The organism is Burkholderia sp. MR1-5-21 (assembly GCF_053427715.1).
In genome coordinates this window covers 1-16,944 of the sequence record NZ_JBSAXD010000003.1, presented here as the reverse complement: position 1 = coordinate 16,944, position 16,944 = coordinate 1, and the positions used below count along the sequence as shown (strand labels likewise).

Annotated in this window: 16 protein-coding genes and 1 riboswitch; of the genes, 10 read left to right on the top strand and 6 right to left on the bottom strand. The window is 66.6% G+C overall.

The annotated features are described in order from the left end of the window. The first annotated feature begins 18 nt into the window (after positions 1-18). The 4 genes from ACV229_RS04700 (at position 19) to metF (ending at position 3,714) form a co-directional block, all read left to right on the top strand. Positions 19-753, top strand: coding sequence for an RNA polymerase sigma factor FliA (locus ACV229_RS04700; RefSeq protein ID WP_448081963.1), 735 nt, complete (start codon positions 19-21; stop codon positions 751-753). Positions 754-816: 63 nt separating this feature from the next. Beyond that, positions 817-936, top strand: a riboswitch (S-adenosyl-L-homocysteine riboswitch). A gap of 31 nt (positions 937-967) precedes the next feature. Continuing rightward, positions 968-2,389: an adenosylhomocysteinase gene (gene ahcY / locus ACV229_RS04695; protein ID WP_448081962.1), complete on the top strand. Its 1,422-nt coding sequence runs from the start codon at positions 968-970 to the stop codon at positions 2,387-2,389. A 121-nt stretch (positions 2,390-2,510) separates the two neighbouring features. Further along, the gene (locus tag ACV229_RS04690) at positions 2,511-2,864 is read left to right on the top strand and encodes a phage holin family protein (RefSeq protein WP_448080089.1); all 354 of its coding nucleotides are present in this window, start codon (positions 2,511-2,513) and stop codon (positions 2,862-2,864) included. Positions 2,865-2,883: 19 nt separating this feature from the next. Continuing rightward, the gene (gene metF, locus ACV229_RS04685) at positions 2,884-3,714 is read left to right on the top strand and encodes a methylenetetrahydrofolate reductase [NAD(P)H] (protein WP_448081961.1); all 831 of its coding nucleotides are present in this window, start codon (positions 2,884-2,886) and stop codon (positions 3,712-3,714) included. Between the two features lie 67 nt (positions 3,715-3,781). Here the strand turns inward: metF and ACV229_RS04680 are convergent, their stop codons facing one another. Together ACV229_RS04680 and ACV229_RS04675 are read right to left on the bottom strand one after the other, a co-directional pair. Then, entirely contained in the window at positions 3,782-5,254 is a 1,473-nt protein-coding gene (locus ACV229_RS04680) for an amidase (protein ID WP_448081960.1), read from the bottom strand. Positions 5,255-5,337: 83 nt separating this feature from the next. Further along, positions 5,338-6,030, bottom strand: coding sequence for a dienelactone hydrolase family protein (locus ACV229_RS04675; RefSeq protein ID WP_448081959.1), 693 nt, complete (start codon positions 6,028-6,030; stop codon positions 5,338-5,340). Between the two features lie 278 nt (positions 6,031-6,308). Between ACV229_RS04675 and ACV229_RS04670 the strand changes: the two genes are divergently transcribed. Further along, positions 6,309-7,388: an NAD(P)H-dependent flavin oxidoreductase gene (locus tag ACV229_RS04670; protein WP_448081958.1), complete on the top strand. Its 1,080-nt coding sequence runs from the start codon at positions 6,309-6,311 to the stop codon at positions 7,386-7,388. A 428-nt stretch (positions 7,389-7,816) separates the two neighbouring features. Beyond that, positions 7,817-8,959 carry a branched-chain amino acid ABC transporter substrate-binding protein gene (locus ACV229_RS04665; protein ID WP_448081957.1) on the top strand — a complete coding sequence of 381 codons (1,143 nt, stop codon included), beginning with the start codon at positions 7,817-7,819 and terminating at the stop codon, positions 8,957-8,959. Between the two features lie 100 nt (positions 8,960-9,059). Here the strand turns inward: ACV229_RS04665 and ACV229_RS04660 are convergent, their stop codons facing one another. Beyond that, positions 9,060-10,262 carry an MFS transporter gene (locus ACV229_RS04660; RefSeq protein WP_448081956.1) on the bottom strand — a complete coding sequence of 401 codons (1,203 nt, stop codon included), beginning with the start codon at positions 10,260-10,262 and terminating at the stop codon, positions 9,060-9,062. Positions 10,263-10,504: 242 nt separating this feature from the next. Between ACV229_RS04660 and ACV229_RS04655 the strand changes: the two genes are divergently transcribed. From ACV229_RS04655 to ACV229_RS04645, 3 genes are all read left to right on the top strand, one after another. Then, positions 10,505-11,164: a HugZ family pyridoxamine 5'-phosphate oxidase gene (locus ACV229_RS04655; RefSeq protein ID WP_448081955.1), complete on the top strand. Its 660-nt coding sequence runs from the start codon at positions 10,505-10,507 to the stop codon at positions 11,162-11,164. Between the two features lie 357 nt (positions 11,165-11,521). Then, entirely contained in the window at positions 11,522-11,815 is a 294-nt protein-coding gene (locus tag ACV229_RS04650) for an H-NS histone family protein (RefSeq protein WP_448082307.1), read from the top strand. Positions 11,816-12,052: 237 nt separating this feature from the next. Next, positions 12,053-13,219, top strand: coding sequence for a cation diffusion facilitator family transporter (locus ACV229_RS04645; protein ID WP_448081954.1), 1,167 nt, complete (start codon positions 12,053-12,055; stop codon positions 13,217-13,219). A gap of 108 nt (positions 13,220-13,327) precedes the next feature. Here the strand turns inward: ACV229_RS04645 and ACV229_RS04640 are convergent, their stop codons facing one another. From ACV229_RS04640 to ACV229_RS04630, 3 genes are all read right to left on the bottom strand, one after another. Further along, positions 13,328-13,798: an Lrp/AsnC family transcriptional regulator gene (locus tag ACV229_RS04640; protein WP_006477376.1), complete on the bottom strand. Its 471-nt coding sequence runs from the start codon at positions 13,796-13,798 to the stop codon at positions 13,328-13,330. A gap of 79 nt (positions 13,799-13,877) precedes the next feature. Beyond that, positions 13,878-14,537, bottom strand: a complete 660-nt coding sequence (locus ACV229_RS04635) for an exonuclease (protein ID WP_448081953.1) — start codon at positions 14,535-14,537, stop codon at positions 13,878-13,880. Then, positions 14,534-15,178, bottom strand: coding sequence for an MBL fold metallo-hydrolase (locus ACV229_RS04630; protein ID WP_448081952.1), 645 nt, complete (start codon positions 15,176-15,178; stop codon positions 14,534-14,536). Before ACV229_RS04630 ends, ACV229_RS04635 begins: the two co-directional genes overlap by 4 nt. A 642-nt stretch (positions 15,179-15,820) precedes the next feature. Between ACV229_RS04630 and ACV229_RS04625 the strand changes: the two genes are divergently transcribed. Next, the gene (locus ACV229_RS04625) at positions 15,821-16,426 is read left to right on the top strand and encodes a septal ring lytic transglycosylase RlpA family protein (protein WP_448081951.1); all 606 of its coding nucleotides are present in this window, start codon (positions 15,821-15,823) and stop codon (positions 16,424-16,426) included. Positions 16,427-16,944: the final 518 nt, after the last annotated feature.

Genomic DNA, 16,944 nt, shown 5'->3' with positions numbered 1-16,944 from the left:
CACCGGAAGGAGAGAGCCATGATGTACAACGCTCAAGGAAAGATTTCCCAGGCCGACGTGCTTGCGCAATACGCGCCGCTCGTGCGCCGCCTGGGCCTGCAGCTCGTCGCGAAGATGCCGGCGAGCGTCGACCTCGACGACCTGATCCAGGCGGGGATGATCGGCCTGATGGACGCGGCCGGCCGCTACAAGGAAGACCAGGGCGCGCAGTTCGAGACCTATGCGACGCAGCGCATCCGCGGCGCGATGCTCGACGAGCTGCGCAGCAACGACTGGCTGCCGCGCAGCCTGCGCAAGACGTCGCGCGAGGTCGAGCATGCGGTGCACCGGGTCGAGCAGCAGCTCGGGCGGGCGGCGAGCGAGGCGGAGATCGCGCAGCACCTGAACATGCCGCTCGACGAATACCAGGGCATGTTGCAGGACCTGCACGGCAGCCAGCTCATCTACTACGAGGATTTCGACCGCGCGGCGGACGACGAGCCGTTCCTCGACCGCTATCGCGTCGATCATGCCGATCCGCTGTCGGCGCTGCTCGACGAGCACCTGCGCGAGGCGCTCGTCGAAGCGATCGAGCGGCTGCCGGAGCGCGAGAAGCTGCTGATGTCGCTGTACTACGAACGGGGTCTGAATCTGCGCGAGATCGGCGCGGTGCTCGAGGTCAGCGAATCGCGCGTGTGCCAGCTGCACAGCCAGGCGGTCGCGCGGCTGCGCGCGCGCCTGCGCGAGCAGGCGTGGGTCGGCGCGGAATCCTGACCCTTTCAAATGCATGCGCGGCGGGTACGCAATCTTCCCGCCGATTTGCTACAATCCCTCCCGTTTTCCGAGGAGCGTTGCGACGGACGATCATGCGTTCGCCAGGCTCGGAAGGCTTCACCAAGCGGGCAGGGCCGCGGCGCATCGCGCCGGCCGCCGCTTCCTGAACGGCGCTCACGTCACCATTTTCTAGAACTTTTTTAGAAAGGAGGGCGTGATGAGCGCCATCATCGATTCCCAAGCTACCCACGATTACCTCGTCGCCGACATGTCGCTCGCCGGCTGGGGCCGCAAGGAACTGAACATCGCCGAGACCGAAATGCCGGGCCTCGTGCAGATCCGCGACGAATACAAGGCGCAGCAGCCGCTGAAGGGCGCGCGCATTGCAGGCTCGCTGCACATGACGATCCAGACGGGCGTGCTGATCGAGACGCTGAAGGCACTCGGCGCGGACGTGCGCTGGGCCTCGTGCAACATCTTCTCGACGCAGGACCACGCAGCGGCCGCGATCGTCGAAGCCGGCACGCCTGTGTTCGCGTTCAAGGGCGAATCGCTCGACGAATACTGGGAGTTCTCGCACCGCATCTTCGAATGGCCGAACGGCGAGTTCGCGAACATGATCCTCGACGACGGCGGCGATGCGACGCTGCTGCTGATCCTCGGCTCGAAGGCCGAGAAGGATCGCTCGGTGATCGCCAAGCCGACCAACGAGGAAGAAGTCGCGCTGTTCAAGTCGATCGCGCGCCACCTCGACATCGACGCGAACTGGTACTCGACGCGCCTCGCGCACATCAAGGGCGTGACCGAAGAAACCACGACCGGCGTGCACCGCCTGTACCAGATGGAAAAGGACGGCCGCCTGCCGTTCCCGGCGTTCAACGTGAACGACTCGGTCACGAAGTCGAAGTTCGACAACCTGTACGGCTGCCGCGAGTCGCTCGTCGACGGCATCAAGCGCGCGACCGACGTGATGATCGCGGGCAAGGTCGCGGTCGTCGCGGGCTACGGCGACGTGGGCAAGGGCTGCGCGCAGTCGCTGCGCGGCCTCGGCGCGACCGTGTGGGTCACCGAAATCGATCCGATCTGCGCGCTGCAGGCGGCGATGGAAGGCTACCGCGTCGTGACGATGGAATACGCGGCGGACAAGGCCGACATCTTCGTGACGGCGACCGGCAACTACCACGTGATCAACCACGATCACATGAAAGCGATGCGCCACAACGCGATCGTCTGCAACATCGGCCACTTCGACTCGGAAATCGACGTCGCGTCGACCCGCCAGTACCAGTGGGAAAACATCAAGCCGCAGGTCGACCACATCATCTTCCCGGACGGCAAGCGCGTGATCCTGCTGGCGGAAGGCCGCCTCGTGAACCTCGGCTGCGCGACCGGCCACCCGTCGTTCGTGATGTCGAACTCGTTCGCGAACCAGACCCTCGCGCAGATCGAGCTGTTCACGCGCGGCGGCGAGTACGCGAACAAGGTGTACGTGCTGCCGAAGCACCTCGACGAGAAGGTCGCGCGCCTGCACCTCGCGCGCATCGGCGCGAACCTGTCGGTGCTGTCGGACGAACAGGCGTCGTACATCGGCGTGTCGAAGGAAGGTCCGTTCAAGCCGAACCACTACCGTTACTGATGACGCGTTGCCGCCGCCCGGCCGGGCGGCGGCGTGCAGGCAGGGCGGCCGCGTGCAGCACGGCGCGGCCGCCGTTCCGTCATCCGGGCAGCCGCGATCATCAACCGAACCGGAGCATTACATGAGCGTCATCCTCACCTGGATCATCAATGCCCTCGCGCTGCTGATCATCACGTACCTCGTGCCGTCGATCCACATCAAGAGCTTCGGCACCGCGCTGATCGTCGCGGTCGTGCTCGGCCTCATCAATGCCGTGATCCGTCCGGTGCTGATCCTGCTGACGCTGCCCGTCACGATCGTCACGCTCGGGCTGTTCATCCTCGTCGTGAACGCGCTGTGCTTCTGGTTCGCGTCGTCGCTGCTGAAGGGCTTCGAGGTATCCGGGTTCTGGTCCGCGTTCTTCGGTTCGATCCTGTACAGCATCGTGTCGTGGCTGCTGTCCGCCCTGATCTTCGGCCAGCGCAACATCGGCTGAGCGGGTTGAAACTCCCATCATGAAACCGATCGAACTCTCGTTTGAATTCTTCCCGCCGAAGACGGCGGAAGGCGTCGAGAAGCTGCGCGCGACCCGTGCGCAACTGCTGCCGCTGAAGCCGAAATTCGTCTCCGTGACGTTCGGCGCCGGCGGCTCGACGCAGCAGGGCACGCTCGATACCGTGCTCGACATGCAGAAGGACGGCCTCGAGGCCGCGCCGCACCTGTCGTGCATCGGCTCGTCGAAGGACAGCCTGCGCGCGATCCTCGACCAGTACCGCTCGCACGGCATCCGCCATATCGTCGCGCTGCGCGGCGACCTGCCGTCCGGCATGGGCGAGGTCGGCGAGCTGCGCTATGCGTCCGAGCTCGTCAGCTTCATCCGTGCCGAGCACGGCGACTGGTTCCGCATCGAAGTCGCCGCGTATCCGGAATACCATCCGCAGGCGCGCTCGCCGAAGGCCGATCTCGAGAACTTCGCGCGCAAGGTGAAGGCCGGCGCGAATTCCGCGATCACGCAGTACTTCTTCAACGCGGACGCGTATTTCCGCTTTGTCGACGACGTGCGCAAGCTCGGCGTCGACGTGCCGATCGTGCCGGGCATCATGCCGATCACGAACTTCTCGCAGCTGATGCGCTTCTCCGAAATGTGCGGCGCCGAAGTGCCGCGCTGGGTCGCGCGCCGGCTCGAGAGCTTCGGCGACGACCGCGATTCGATCCGCGCGTTCGGCGCGGACGTCGTCACGGGCCTGTGCCAGCGCCTGCTCGACGCGGGCGTGCCGGGGCTGCATTTCTATACGCTGAACGGCGCGGCTGCGACGAAGACGATCTGCGAACGGCTCGGCGAGTAAGCCAAGCCGTGCGCAGCATCGGGAAACCCCGCCGGCGTTGCCGGCGGGGTTTTTCTTTATTGGCGCGTCAGCGCTGCGCCTGCATCAGCGGCGGGCGGCGGTCGAACCACGGCCGCGCCTGTTCGAGCTGCCGCGCGAGCTTCAGCAGCAGCGCGTCGTCGCCGTGGCGTGCGGCGAACTGCACGCCGATCGGCAGGCCACGCGCGTTCCAGTAGAGCGGCACCGACATCGCCGGCTGGCCGGTCAGGTTGAACAGCTCGGTGCAGCCGGCCCACGCGAACGCCTTCTGCGATGCCTTCGCGAGCATTTCCTTCAGGATCGGCCGGATCGGCAGCGCCGCGAGCAGCCTCATCTGCGCGTGCTCGAACGGCGTCGGCTGCAGCTCGCCGATCTTGACGGGCGGCCCCGCGAGCGACGCGCACAGGATCACGTCGTAGCGCGCGGCGAGGCCCGTAACCTGCACGGTGATCTGGCGCTGCCACTCGAGCACGTCCGGCAGCCGCGTGCGCGCGAGCCGCCGGCCGACGACGGCCATCGCCCAGGTCGCCGCCTCGAATTCGCTGCGCTGTGGCGTGCGGCCCGTCAGTTGTCGTGCGCCGAGCACCATTTCCTCGGCGATCACCGCATACAGCGTGAGGAAGGTTTCGGCCACGCGCGCGAAGTCGATGTTGAGCGTCGCCGGCTCGACGTGATGGCCGAGCGACGCGACGAGCGCGGCCGCATCGTCCAGCGCCGCACGCGTGTCGTCGGCCAGCGCGGGCGCGAGCATCGGATCGGTGACGAGGCCGATCCGCAGCGCACCGGGCGGCGTGTCGAGCGCGCCGAGGAAGGTGCCGGGCGCGCCGGGCGGCAGTGTCTGGCCGGTCGTCACGTCGAGCAGCAGTGCGCTGTCGCGCACGCTGCGCGCGATCGCGTGCTCGACGACGAGGTCGCCCGTCACCGGGGCATCGACAAGCGCCGGGTTGCGGCTCGGCTTCAGCCCGAACAGTGCGCAGCACGACGCAGGGATGCGGATCGACCCGCCGCCGTCGGAGCCATGCGCGAGCGGCACGATCCCGGCCGCGACGGCCGCGGCCGCGCCGCCGCTCGAGCCGCCGGGCGTGTGATCGAGGTTCCACGGGTTGCGGCACGCGCCGAACAGTTCCGGCTCCGTGTACGGCATCTGGCCGATCTCGGACGTGTTGGTCTTGCCGAACACGTTGAGTCCCGCCGCACGGCTTCGCGCGATCAGCGGCGAATCGGCGGCCGGCGCGAAATACCGGTAATGACGGCTGCCCATCGACAGCGGCAGCCCCGCGACCGCCGCGCCGAGATCCTTGACGAGATAGGGCACGCCGGCGAACGGGCCGTGGGTGTCGCGCGCCGCGGCGGCGCGCTCGCGGGCGGCTTCGTAATCCTGCAGCACGATCGCGTTGATCGCGGGATTGACCGCTTCGGCCTGCCCGATCGCGGCGTCGAGCAGTTCGCGCGCGCTCACCTTGCGCTGCCGGACGAGATCGGCGAGGCCGATCGCGTCATGGGCGAGATAGTCTGAATGCACCGCTGTCACCCCTGTTGTGACGTGTGGCGATCAATGGGGCGGGCCCGCTTCCCGCGCGCGGGACGGGCCCGCCGGCGGCCGCGTTACAGATGCTCGGCGAGGAACGTCAGTGTGCGGCCGTGCGCGAGCGCCGCCGCGCGCTGGTTGTACGACGCGCGCTCGGTGCAGTTGAAGCCGTGCTCGGCGCCCGGATACAGGTGGAAGCCGGCATTGTCGCGGCCGGCGAACGCGGCCTTGACCTGCTCGACCGCGGCGAGCGGAATGCCGTGGTCGTTCTCCGCGTAGTGGAACAGGATCGGCTGCGTGACCTGGCCCGCGATGTCGAGCGCGTTCTGGATGCCGCCGCCGTAATAGGCGACCGCCGCATCGACCTTGCCGGTCGCGGCCACGCGGTACGCGAGCTGGCCGCCGAAGCAGTAGCCGATCGCCGCGACCTTGCCGCCGACTTCGGGCCGCGCGCGCAGCACGTCGGCCGCCGCGGCGATGTCCGCGACCGCGAGCTTCACGTCGGTCTTCTGCAGCAGCTCGATGCCTTTCTCGCGGTCCGCGCCTTCGTAGGCCAGCTCGACGCGCGGCTGGGTGCGCCAGAACACGTCCGGTGCGAGCGCGACGAAGCCATCGGCTGCGTACTGGTCCGCGACCGAGCGGATGTGCGCGTTCACGCCAAAGATCTCCTGGATGATGAGGACGGCCGGGCCCTTGCCGCGCCTGGGCAGCGCGAGATAGCCGCCGAAACTGTCGTTACCGGTCGGGATGTCGATCCATTGGGCAGTCACGTTGAACTCCTGACGAGCGAGGCGGCGTCGTACGCGCCTCGGCAGTGAAAAAAGGGGGCGGCCTAGTGTGCCACCAATCACCGCGCGCTGCAGGATGCTTGCCGCTTGCCGCTTGCCGCTTGCCGCTTGCCCTCGCCACTAGCCGCGCGCTTCTCGTTTCTCGCGCAGCGATCGTTCCGTTCACGATTATTCATTGTTCGGCGCTGCCGCGCTTCGGTACAGTCAAACGCATCGGCCGTTTACAAAGCGCTTTCGCGCGTCACCGAAGGATCCTCACCATGTCAGTCCGCTCCCTGTCCACGCCGTTCGCCGAACGCTTCGGCCTGCGCGTGCCGCTCGTGCAGGCGCCGATGGTCGGCGCCACCACGTCCGCCATGGTCGCCGCCGCGTCGAATGCCGGCGCGCTCGGCAGCCTCGGCGCCGGCGCGTTCGCGCCCGAGCGCCTCGCCGAGGAAGTCGCGCAGATCCGCGCGGCCACCGACCGGCCGTTCGCGGTCAATCTGTTCGTGCTGCCGGACGCCGCGCCGGACGCGGCGACGGTTGCGCGCGCACTGGCGGCGATCGATCCGCTCAACGCGGCGCTCGGCTTGCCGCCCGGCGCCGCGCCCGCGCGTTTCGCGCCCGACTTCCGCGCGCAGCTCGACATGCTGGTGTCGCTGCGCGTGCCGGTGGCGAGCTTCACGTTCGGCGTGCTCGACGCGGCGGACGTCGCGCGGCTGAAGGCGGCCGGCACTTGCGTGATCGGCACCGCGACGCACGTCGCCGAAGGGCTCGCGTGGCAGGCGGCGGGCGCCGACGCGCTGTCCGCGCAGGGCGCCGAGGCGGGCGGCCATCGCGGCACGTTCATCGGTGCGGCGGAAGACGCATTGATCGGCACGATGGCGCTCGTGCCGCAGCTCGTCGACGCGACGGGCCTGCCCGTGCTTGCGGCGGGCGGCATCATGGACGGCCGCGGGATCGCGGCGGCGCTCGCGCTCGGCGCGCAGGCCGCGCAGCTCGGCACCGCGTTCCTGACATGCGCGGAAAGCGCGATCGCGCCGGACTGGAAGGCACGCCTGTTCGCGAGCGCCGATACGTCGACGCAGGTCACGCGCGCGATCACCGGCCGCCACGCGCGCGGCTTGCGCAATACGCTGATGGCGCGGCTCGGCGAACGCCTGGCCGATGTCGCGCCGTATCCGGTGCAGAACGCACTCACGCAGCCGCTGCGCCAGGCTGCCGCGCGCGCGAACGACGGCGACTACCTGTCGCTGTGGGCCGGGCAGGGCGCGCCGCTCGCGCGGCGGCGCGGCGATGCGCTGACGACCGCGCAACTGGTCGATGCGCTCGACGCCGAATGGCGCGTGGCGGCGGGCTGATTGCAGCCCTTGACGCTGCCTTTGCGCGACGCGAAGCGCGCGCTGTCACGCGCGTTTCATTCAACGATTCGGCGCACAGAATACCTATTCGAAATGTCGCTGGATGGCTTTAAAGCAACGTTTCATCAAGTCGTAAGAAACTAGCGGAAACCCTTATTCGGCGGGCTTTACAGCGATATCAGAAAGGCGTCTGATATGTACTTGCATCGGTAGTGTTACTACTACCCCCAAAAAGTCCCACAAATTAATTTGATCACCTACACTTGCGCGCAAGTACGGGCGGGCGGCGGCTAAAAGCGGCTGTTTCACGTGCTTGAGGCCAAGTGCATGAACGATGCAACCGGCGAATCGTCCAGTGATTGCAAACACAGGGATGGCAGCGGGGCACCGGGCGATGGCGTTTTTTGGGACCGAAACTGGAGACTTACATGAATATCAAGATGCAAAAGCTGTTGCCGATCACCGCAGCAGCGATGCTGTGCGCTGCAGCTGCAAGCAACGCGGCCGCCGATCAAGTCGTCAAGATCGGCCACGTTGCGCCGTTGACGGGCGGCATTGCACACCTCGGCAAGGACAATGAAAACGGCGCGCGTCTCGCAGTCGAAGAGATCAACGCGAAGGGTCTCACGATCGGTGGCCAGAAGATCACGCTGCAACTCGACGCGCAGGACGACGCAGCCGACCCGCGGCAGGCGACGCAGGTCGCGCAGAAGCTGGTCGACGACAAGGTCGTCGCGGTGGTCGGCCACCTGAACTCGGGCACGTCGATCCCGGCCTCGAAGATCTACAGCGATGCAGGCATCGTGCAGATCTCGCCGTCGGCGACCAACCCGGCCTACACGCAGCAAGGCTTCAAGACGACGTACCGCGTCGTCGCGACCGATGCTCAGCAGGGCCCGGCACTCGCGAACTACGCGCATTCGAAGGGCATCAAGAGCGTCGCGGTGGTCGACGATTCGACCGCTTACGGCCAGGGTCTCGCGAACGAGTTCGAGAAGAAGGCGAAGTCGCTCGGCCTGAACGTGATGTCGCACGATGCGACGAACGACAAGGCGGTCGATTTCCGCGCGATTCTGACCAAGATCAAGGGCGAGAATCCGGACGCGATCATGTACGGCGGCATGGACGCGACGGGCGGCCCGTTCGCGAAACAGGCGAAGCAGCTCGGCCTGCGCGCGAAGATCCTCGCGGGCGACGGCGTGTGCACGGAAAAGCTGTCCGACCTGGCTGGCGACGCGACCGACAACATCGTGTGCTCGGAAGCAGGTGCTTCGCTCGAGAAGATGCCGGGCGGCGGCGCGTTCAAGGCGAAGTACGAGAAGCGCTTCGGCCAGCCGATCCAGATCTACGCGCCGTTCACGTATGACGCGGTGTACATCATCGTCGACGCGATGAAGCGTGCGAACTCGACGGATCCGGCGAAGCTGCTCGCGGCGATGCCGGCGACGAACTACACGGGCGTGATCGGCACGACGTCGTTCGATTCGAAGGGCGACCTGAAGCACGGCGTGATCTCGCTGTACAACTACAAGAGCGGCAAGAAGACGTTCCTCGATGAAGTGAAGATGTAATCGAGCGGTCAACAGCAGGGGCAGAAGCGCGCATGCGGCAACGCATGCGCGCTTCGTTTTTCGGGAGCCGCAAGTGCTGCAAGGTGCGGCGGCGCGTGCGTCAGATCTTCAGGTGCGCGAGCACCTTCGGCGCGACGGCTGCGACGAGCGCCGCGCACAGCGCGACGACCGTGAGCCCGATCTTCAGGTTCGCGGCCTGCGCGACCGCGCCGATCACGACCGGACCGAACAGCAGTCCGAAATACGCGAGGCCGGCGACGTGCGCGAGGCCCTCGGCCGCGTGGATGCCCTTCACGCGCGCGGCGGCGGCGAACAGCACCGGCATCATGTTCGCGAGGCCGAGCCCCATCAGCGTGAAGCCCGTCAGCACGACGGCCGGGTACGGCAGCAGCAGTGCGCCGACCATCCCCGCGCACGCGAGCGATGCGCTCGCGAACACGAGTTGCGGCGCGCCGAAGCGGGCGCGCACCGCGTCGCCCGCGAAGCGCGCGGCCGCCATCCCGCCGCAGAACGCCGCGTATGCGGCACTCGCGAGCGCGGGACTCGACGCGACGACGTCGCGCATGTAGACCGTCGCCCAGTCGTACATCGCGCCTTCGGCGACGAGCGCGACGAGCGCGATGCCGCCGAGCATCCATAGCGCGGCCGAGCGCCAGCGATTGCCGCCGCCGTGCGCGTGCTCGTGATGCGGCACGTGCGGCAGGACCGCCGGGCACGACGCGACGAGCACCGCGGCGCTGACCGCCGCGGCGAGCGCGAGATGCGCGGCGGGAGCCATGCCGGCCGACAGCAGCGCGCCGCCGGCCGCGGCGCCGGCCATCCCGCCGACGCTGAACATCCCGTGCAGCGCCGACATGATCGGCTTGCCGAGCGCGATTTCGACCGCGCTCGCCTCGGCGTTCATCGCGACGTCGAGCGTTGCCATCGAGAAGCCGAACAGCGCGAGCACGACGAGCAGCATCCAGTAATCGGGCACGACGAGGATCAGCGCCGCGCACGCGGACATCACGACGCCGCCCGCGAGGCACGCGGTGCGCGAGCCGACGCGCGTGATCCAGCGCGCGACCGTCATCATTGCGGCGATCGAGCCGCCCGCGACCGCGAACAGCGCGACGGACAGGAGTGCGGGGCTCAGCGCGAACCTGTCGCGCACGGTCGGCACGTGCACGCCCCATGACGCGTACATCATCCCGGCGACGAAGAACAGCGCCATCGTGGCGGTGCGTGCGCGCTGGCGGACCGGGAGCGGCAGGACGCGATGCGCGGCGGGCGGCGCGGCGAGGTCGGGTGAGGAATCGGACACGGAAGGCTCGTCAGAAGGAAAATGACCGGCATATCGGATGCCGTTTGGAATTCGTCCGATTCTATCGAACCGCTTACGGTTTTGCAGGCGGGTGCCGAGCGTCAGGAATTCGGCGCGCCGAGTGCCGGGTTCGATGCCCGAAACGCGGCGGCCCGCATTCGATCATCGACACATCACACGATTCGCCGCACCATTCGCCGTACGTAACATCGATCCGCCGCCTTTCGATTGCAGGAGTTTTCGTGAACATCGACCCCGCCCTTCCGCTGCACCTGCTGCACCGCTGTGCGCTCGGCACGCTCGCGACTCACGCGCGCGAGCCGCAAGGCTTTCCGTATCCGACGGTCGTGCCGTTCGCGCCGGATGCGCGTCATCGGCCGGTGATTCTCGTGAGCGGCCTCGCCGAGCACACGCGCAACCTGGCCGCCGATCCGCGCGCCGGGTTCCTCGTCGTCGACGCGCCGGACGGCGACGTGCTTGACGCCGAGCGCGCGACGCTGCTCGGCCGCTTCGCGCCCGTCGATGCCGATCCGCATCTCGTCGCGCGCTATCTGCGCTACGCACCGGACGCCGAGCGTTATCTCGCGCTCGGCGATTTTACGTTTTGGGCGCTCGACGTCGAGCGGCTGCGCTATATCGGCGGATTCGGCCGGATGGGCTGGGTCGACGGCGCCGCGCTCGATACGCGTGCCCCGCTGGGATTCGACGAGGAACAGGCATTGTGGGCGGCCTATGACGCCGCCGACGTGCGCCGGGCCGGCCTGGACCTGCTCGGCGTCGACCGCTACGGCGCCGACTGGCGGCGCGACGGCCTGCGGATTCGAACGGCATTCGATGCGCCGCAGCCCGATGCCGACGAATTGCGCGCGCAGCTGATCGAATGCGCACGGCGTGTGACGTGACGTCGCGGCTCGCCGAATGCTAATTCAACTTGACGATACAAGTTGAAATTTCCGATCCTGTCGTCAGATGAAAGCTTTGATTTTTCCGATGCAGGGTAATTGCGTATGTTGAAAGTCTTAATGCATCGCGACTTATGTCCTAATCTGCGTGTAAGGACGTAAGAATATCGAGATATGGCCGCGACCGGTCAAATTGACCCGCACGAATTACTATTCGAACTCGGGATTTTCAATGAGTGTTGCTTCAGGCAATTCTTTTTTGTGCTAATCTCTGCCTTCAAAATCCGAGGCGCAAATATTTCGTGAATGGTGAGCCGGCTGCAGACCGGTGCCATCGATCAATTGGAAAGGAAAACTATGTCTTCTTACAAGGACCTGCTGGCCCAGCGGGAGAAGCTGGAGAAGCAAATCGAAGAAGCCAAGTCGCGTGAATACGCGGAAGTGCTCAATGATGTGAAGCAGAAAATCTCCGATTACGGGTTTTCGCTGGCCGAGCTCGGCCTGAACCGCGCGAAAGTCGGCAAGGTCGGCCGTCCGCGCGCCGGCGTCGCGGCGAAATACCGCGATCCCGAGTCGGGTGCGACGTGGTCGGGCCGCGGCAAGCCGCCGCGCTGGATCGCCGGCAAGAACCGCGAGCAATTCGCAATTTAAGCGTTTGTTTAAGTTGTGTGGCCGAAAGGCCGCGTGTCCGTTTAGCGGACCGCGGCCTTTTTGCATTGTGCGCGCCGGGCGTGAGTGCGCCGTCACGAAAATGTCACGGCCGAGTGTGAATGAAAATGCGAGCCGTTCGCATAAGCGGTTGATTTAAATGAAAAATTTAGGGTTATCGGATTGGGGTGCGGGCCGGGTTTGATAGAATTCCACATCCACTTCGATATCTCATATTTCATGTCCACCTTTTCCGGCGACGCACAGAGCGCAGATAAGCACGCGGTCGCGCGCAAGAGCACGCTCGTCAGTATCGTGCTGAATGTCGTGCTGGCGACCTTTCAGATCGTTGTCGGCGTGATCGCCCATTCGCAGGCATTGATTGCTGACGGTGTGCATTCGATTTCCGATTTGGTGTCGGATTTTGTCGTGCTGGTTGCGAATCGCCATAGTGGTGCATTGCCGGATGCCGATCACAATTACGGGCACAGCCGCTACGAGACGGTTGCGTCGCTGTTTCTCGGCGCGATTCTGATCGCGGTCGGGGTCGGCATGCTGTGGCGGGCCGGCGATCGCCTCGTGCATCTCGAAGATATCCCGCCCGTGCATTTCTCCGCGCTGATCGTCGCGGTGACCGTGCTGGTGTCGAAGGAAGCGCTGTTCCGCTACATGCTGCGCGAAGCGCGGCGCGTGCGCTCGGCGATGCTCGTCGCGAATGCGTGGCATGCGCGTTCGGACGCCGCATCGTCGCTCGTCGTCGCGATCGGCATCATCGGCAGCCTCGCGGGCTTCCGGCTGCTCGACCCGATCGCGGCCGCGATCGTCGGCTTCATGGTCGCGCGGATGGGCTGGACGTTCGGCTACGACGCGCTGCAGGACCTGTCGGATCGCGCGCTCGACGAGACCGACACGGCCGAGATTCGCGCGCTGCTCGCGGCGACGCCCGGCGTGCGCGACGTGCACGACCTGCGCACGCGCAAGATGGGCGATTCGGCGCTCGTCGATGCGCACATCCTCGTCGATCCGATGATTTCCGTTTCCGAAGGGCACTACATTGCCGAGACTGCGCGGGCGCGCGTGCTGACGGACCAGCGCGTGCTCGACGCGCTGATCCACGTCGATCCGGAGAACGACGCGGCGCGCCGTCCGGCGCTGGCGCTGCCGCCGCGCGGCGAGATCGCGGCGCGGCTCGAGGCCGAGCTCGCGCGGCGCGGCCTGCGCGCGAGCGCGGTCAACCTTCATTACCTGAGCACGGGCCTCGAGATCGACGTGACGCTTGCCGCCGATCCGCACGCGGGCGGCGACGGCGACGCGGCGCTCGCCGCGCAGCTCGACGTCGACATGCTGGCGCGGCAGTTCGGCGCGCGCCGCATCAGCTTCACGCGGGCGGTGCCGGCGCGTCCGTGACGCGGTTGCGCGGCAGGCGGGTGCAGCGGCCGTGCGCCCGTCCGCAATGGCCCGTGGCCGACACCTGAAGTCGGTCCGTAGCGGACCCGCCGCCGGCCCGTGCGGGCATTACAGCGGGAGCTGCGTGTCGAACTTGATTTCGCGCAGCACGACGCTCGTGCGCACCTGCGACACGGCCGGGATCTTGAAGATGCGTTCGTGCAGGAACACGTCGTAGGCCTTGATGTCCGGCGCGACGATCTTGAGGATGTAATCGGCTTCGCCGGTCGTGCTGTAGCACTCGGTGACTTCCGGACAGGTCGCGATCTCGCGCTCGAACTGCTCGACGCCGCCCTCGTTGTGGCGCGTGAGGTGCACGTGAGCGAGCGCGCACACGTGCAGGCCGAGCTTCTCGCGATCGAGCAGCGCCGTGTAGCGCTGGATCACGCCGGACTGTTCCATGTCCTTGATGCGGCGCCAGCACGGCGTGCTGGACAGGCCGACCTGGTCGGAGATTTCCTGGACCGAGCGGCGCGCGTCGAGCTGCAGCAGGCGAAGGATTTTTTGCGAAAAGGAATCGAGCGTCACCTGCGCCTCCATGCGGCAGATACAACACTCAGAATGTTAGAGGCGCGAGGAAGGAAAGGCAATCCGACGCGCCGTCACTGAGCGAGATTCGCTAATTTGCGCGCGGATCCGTGGGATTTTGTGCTGCCGCCCCGTTGTCGGCCGCGAGGCAGCCGGAGGCCGCCTGCGCGGCGAGCGCGGCCTGCTGCGCGCGCAGGTCGGCGAGCATGTTGCAGAAGAGGGCGCCTTGCTCGATCGCGTCGTCGAGTGCGACGTGCGTATGCGGATGATCGTCGAACCAGTGCTTCGGGAAGCGCGGCTTGATCGCCTTGCGGTACGGCAGGCCCGTCATCGCGAACGCGAGCGTCTTGATGTCGAGCGCCGACCACGAGAACGGGCAGCGGCCGGCGAAGCGCATCATGTACCAGAACATGAACGTGAAGTCGAAGCCGGCCGGCATCGCGACGAACACCGGCTTGCCGGGCAGCGCCTCGACCCAGTCGACGTAAGCGACGAGCGCCGCTTCCGGCGCCTGCAGGTCGCGCCGGCACGCGGCCCACGCTTCGGGCTGGGTCTTCCACCACGCGTCCTGCACCGGATGCGGCTGCGCGCCCGGCAAGGTCTCGAGGTTCGCGGAAAACGTCGCGATCAGCTGCTTGTCCTCGGTGTATGCAGCCGACGCGAAGCTCAGCATCGAGTGCGGGCCGGGGATCGGGCCGTCGGCCTCGACGTCGGTGCTGACATAGATTTCCGGAATGGCCGTCTGGGTCATCCGAACACCTTGTCCGACACGAACGGATTCGTGCGGCGCTCGTCGCCGAACGTCGACACGGGGCCGTGGCCCGGCACGAACGTGACGTCGTCGCCGAGCGGCCAGAGCTTCTCCTTGATCGACCGCACGAGGTCGGCATGGTTGCCGCGCGGGAAATCGGTGCGGCCGATCGAGCCGGCGAACAGCACGTCGCCGACGATCGCGAGCCGGTGCGCGCGGCTGAAGAACACGACGTGGCCGGGCGTGTGACCCGGGCAGTGGTAGACGTCGAGCGTCTCGTCGCCGAACTGCACGGTGTCGCCGTCGTTCAGCCAGCGATCGGGTTCGAATGCATCGGCGGCCGGAAAGCCGAAGCGCTCGCTCTGCATCGGCAGCTTCTCGATCCAGAAGCGCTCCTCTTCCTGCGGCCCCTCGATCTGCACGCCATAGTGCGTCGCGAGCGTCTTCGCGCCTGCGCAATGGTCGATGTGCCCGTGCGTGAGCAGCACCTTGTCGATCTGCACGTTCTGCCGCGCGACTTCCTGCTGGATCCGTTCGAGATCGCCGCCCGGATCGACGACGGCGGCGCGGCCGGTCTTCTCGCAGACGAGCAGCGAGCAGTTCTGCTGGAACGGCGTGACCGGAATGAGCGTGACTTTCATGGAAGCACCGGCGGCTAAAAGGCTCGATTGTACCGGGCGCGAGGACTGCCTGCCGCGCGTGTGGCGCACGATCCGCCGCGCATGGGCGGGCAATCCCGGAGCATCCCGATTGTTACGACCATAGCGAGAATCAATGGCGCGGACGGGCCGATTTCAGGGGCGACGTTTTGATTTATGTATAATGCGCCCCATCACGCGTGAAAATCACGCGTTCCGCTGGTGTTCGAGCCCCGTTTTACGGGGGCCATGAGCACCGTCAAAGCATCTGCCGCCGGGGAGTCCGGCGGCGAATCCAGCACCGAGCGTTCGGTGCTCACGTCTTGTCCGGCCGGGTGCTGCGCGCCCGCTGCGGCCTTGCTGCCGCGACGCCGGATGAGGCCTGTGCCGCCGTTCCTGTGCGTTGGCTGTTGCAACGCGCGCGAACGTGAAAGCCATGTTCGATGGCGGCATGTGGGGTCTGGTCAGGCTGCCGGGGACAGGTTGCGCCAGACGTGAAAACTAATCAGGACGGTTGCGGCGAGTACGAAAGCCGCGCCCATGCTAGCCGCCTGCTCGCATTCGAGCGGGGCGTGCACGCATTTGCCGTCCGGGCCGCGTATCAACGTTGAGAAGGAGCGGCCCGAACCAGAAGGCGACACGTCGATGAATTTTCGATTTCCGAGCCGATTCGGGACAGTGGCAGTATTTCTCGCGCTAACGGGCTGTGCGGTGCCGCCCAGCCAGACGACCAGCAGCGCGAACCAGAAGAACGCGGTCAAGACGACCGGCGCCGCGAACGCGGACAACAAGACGCAACTGAATTTCGATTCGGCGCTGGCATCGATGCCGGCCGCCGACAGCAAGGACGCGAAGAGCACGTCGCTGGCAGACGGGCAGCCGATCGACGGCGCCGACGTGTCCGACTTCCGTCAGAACGGCCGGGCATCGTGGTACGGCAAGGGCTTCCACGGCCGCCGCACCGCGAACGGCGAGCGCTTCAACATGAACGCGCTCACCGCCGCGCACCGCACGCTGCCGCTGTCGTCCTACATCAAGGTGACGAACCCGACGAACGGCAAGTGGGTCGTCGTGAAGGTCAACGATCGCGGGCCGTACAAGCGCGGCCGGGTGCTCGACCTGTCGTACGCGGCCGCCAAGGTGATCGGCCTCATCCACGCCGGCACCGGGCGCGTGAAGATCGAGGGGCTGTCGCCGCAGGAAGCGCGCGAGGCACGCGACGAGATGCTCGCGTCGAACTCGCTGAAGTAATACCGCGAAGTAATACCGCGAACGCGGCGCGAATCATCCGCACATGCATAAGGGCTGCCTTCGGGCAGCCCTTCGTCATTGTGCGCCCAGCATGGGCGCACTCCTGCGGGTGAAAGTCCCGCCGTAAGTAGGTCACATCGAACGAAGTGAAGCGCAACTGCACGAGGGCGACCGAGTGTGGGAAGGAAGCGTGGAACGTAAATCGCGAGCCGATGGACAAGAACTGCATAGAAGGCGCTGCCGAGCAGGGCGAGTGGGCAATGCACCGCGAAGCTCTTGTGACCAAGGTGAGGCGGCGTAAATGCGGCGGTTGTGCGATGAAGGAGTGCGTTCTTACCTGGGGAGATCTCGCCTTGTGCCTGAAAGGGCGACGGCGGCAAGCCGGAGCGAGAAGTCAGCAGAGGCCATAGTAGCCGCCGGTTTGGGGCGAAGGGTCGAACGAGTAGGAGGGCCGAAGGCCGTGTCGCTCGGACGTGCAGGGCATCAGAAGGCTGCGCAGGCAGCGCGCAACGCGGGAT

What these genes read in the sequence shown, in the direction of transcription:
- ACV229_RS04700 (WP_448081963.1), top strand. Translation starts at nt 19, where the DNA reads ATGATGTACAACGCTCAAGGAAAGATTTCCCAGGCCGACGTGCTTGCG.
- ACV229_RS04690 (WP_448080089.1), top strand. Translation starts at nt 2,511, where the DNA reads ATGAGCGTCATCCTCACCTGGATCATCAATGCCCTCGCGCTGCTGATC.
- metF (WP_448081961.1), top strand. Translation starts at nt 2,884, where the DNA reads ATGAAACCGATCGAACTCTCGTTTGAATTCTTCCCGCCGAAGACGGCG.
- ACV229_RS04670 (WP_448081958.1), top strand. Translation starts at nt 6,309, where the DNA reads ATGTCAGTCCGCTCCCTGTCCACGCCGTTCGCCGAACGCTTCGGCCTG.
- ACV229_RS04665 (WP_448081957.1), top strand. Translation starts at nt 7,817, where the DNA reads ATGAATATCAAGATGCAAAAGCTGTTGCCGATCACCGCAGCAGCGATG.
- ACV229_RS04650 (WP_448082307.1), top strand. Translation starts at nt 11,522, where the DNA reads ATGTCTTCTTACAAGGACCTGCTGGCCCAGCGGGAGAAGCTGGAGAAG.
- ACV229_RS04645 (WP_448081954.1), top strand. Translation starts at nt 12,053, where the DNA reads ATGTCCACCTTTTCCGGCGACGCACAGAGCGCAGATAAGCACGCGGTC.
- ACV229_RS04640 (WP_006477376.1), bottom strand. Translation starts at nt 13,798, where the DNA reads ATGGAGGCGCAGGTGACGCTCGATTCCTTTTCGCAAAAAATCCTTCGC.
- ACV229_RS04635 (WP_448081953.1), bottom strand. Translation starts at nt 14,537, where the DNA reads ATGACCCAGACGGCCATTCCGGAAATCTATGTCAGCACCGACGTCGAG.
- ACV229_RS04630 (WP_448081952.1), bottom strand. Translation starts at nt 15,178, where the DNA reads ATGAAAGTCACGCTCATTCCGGTCACGCCGTTCCAGCAGAACTGCTCG.
- ACV229_RS04625 (WP_448081951.1), top strand. Translation starts at nt 15,821, where the DNA reads ATGAATTTTCGATTTCCGAGCCGATTCGGGACAGTGGCAGTATTTCTC.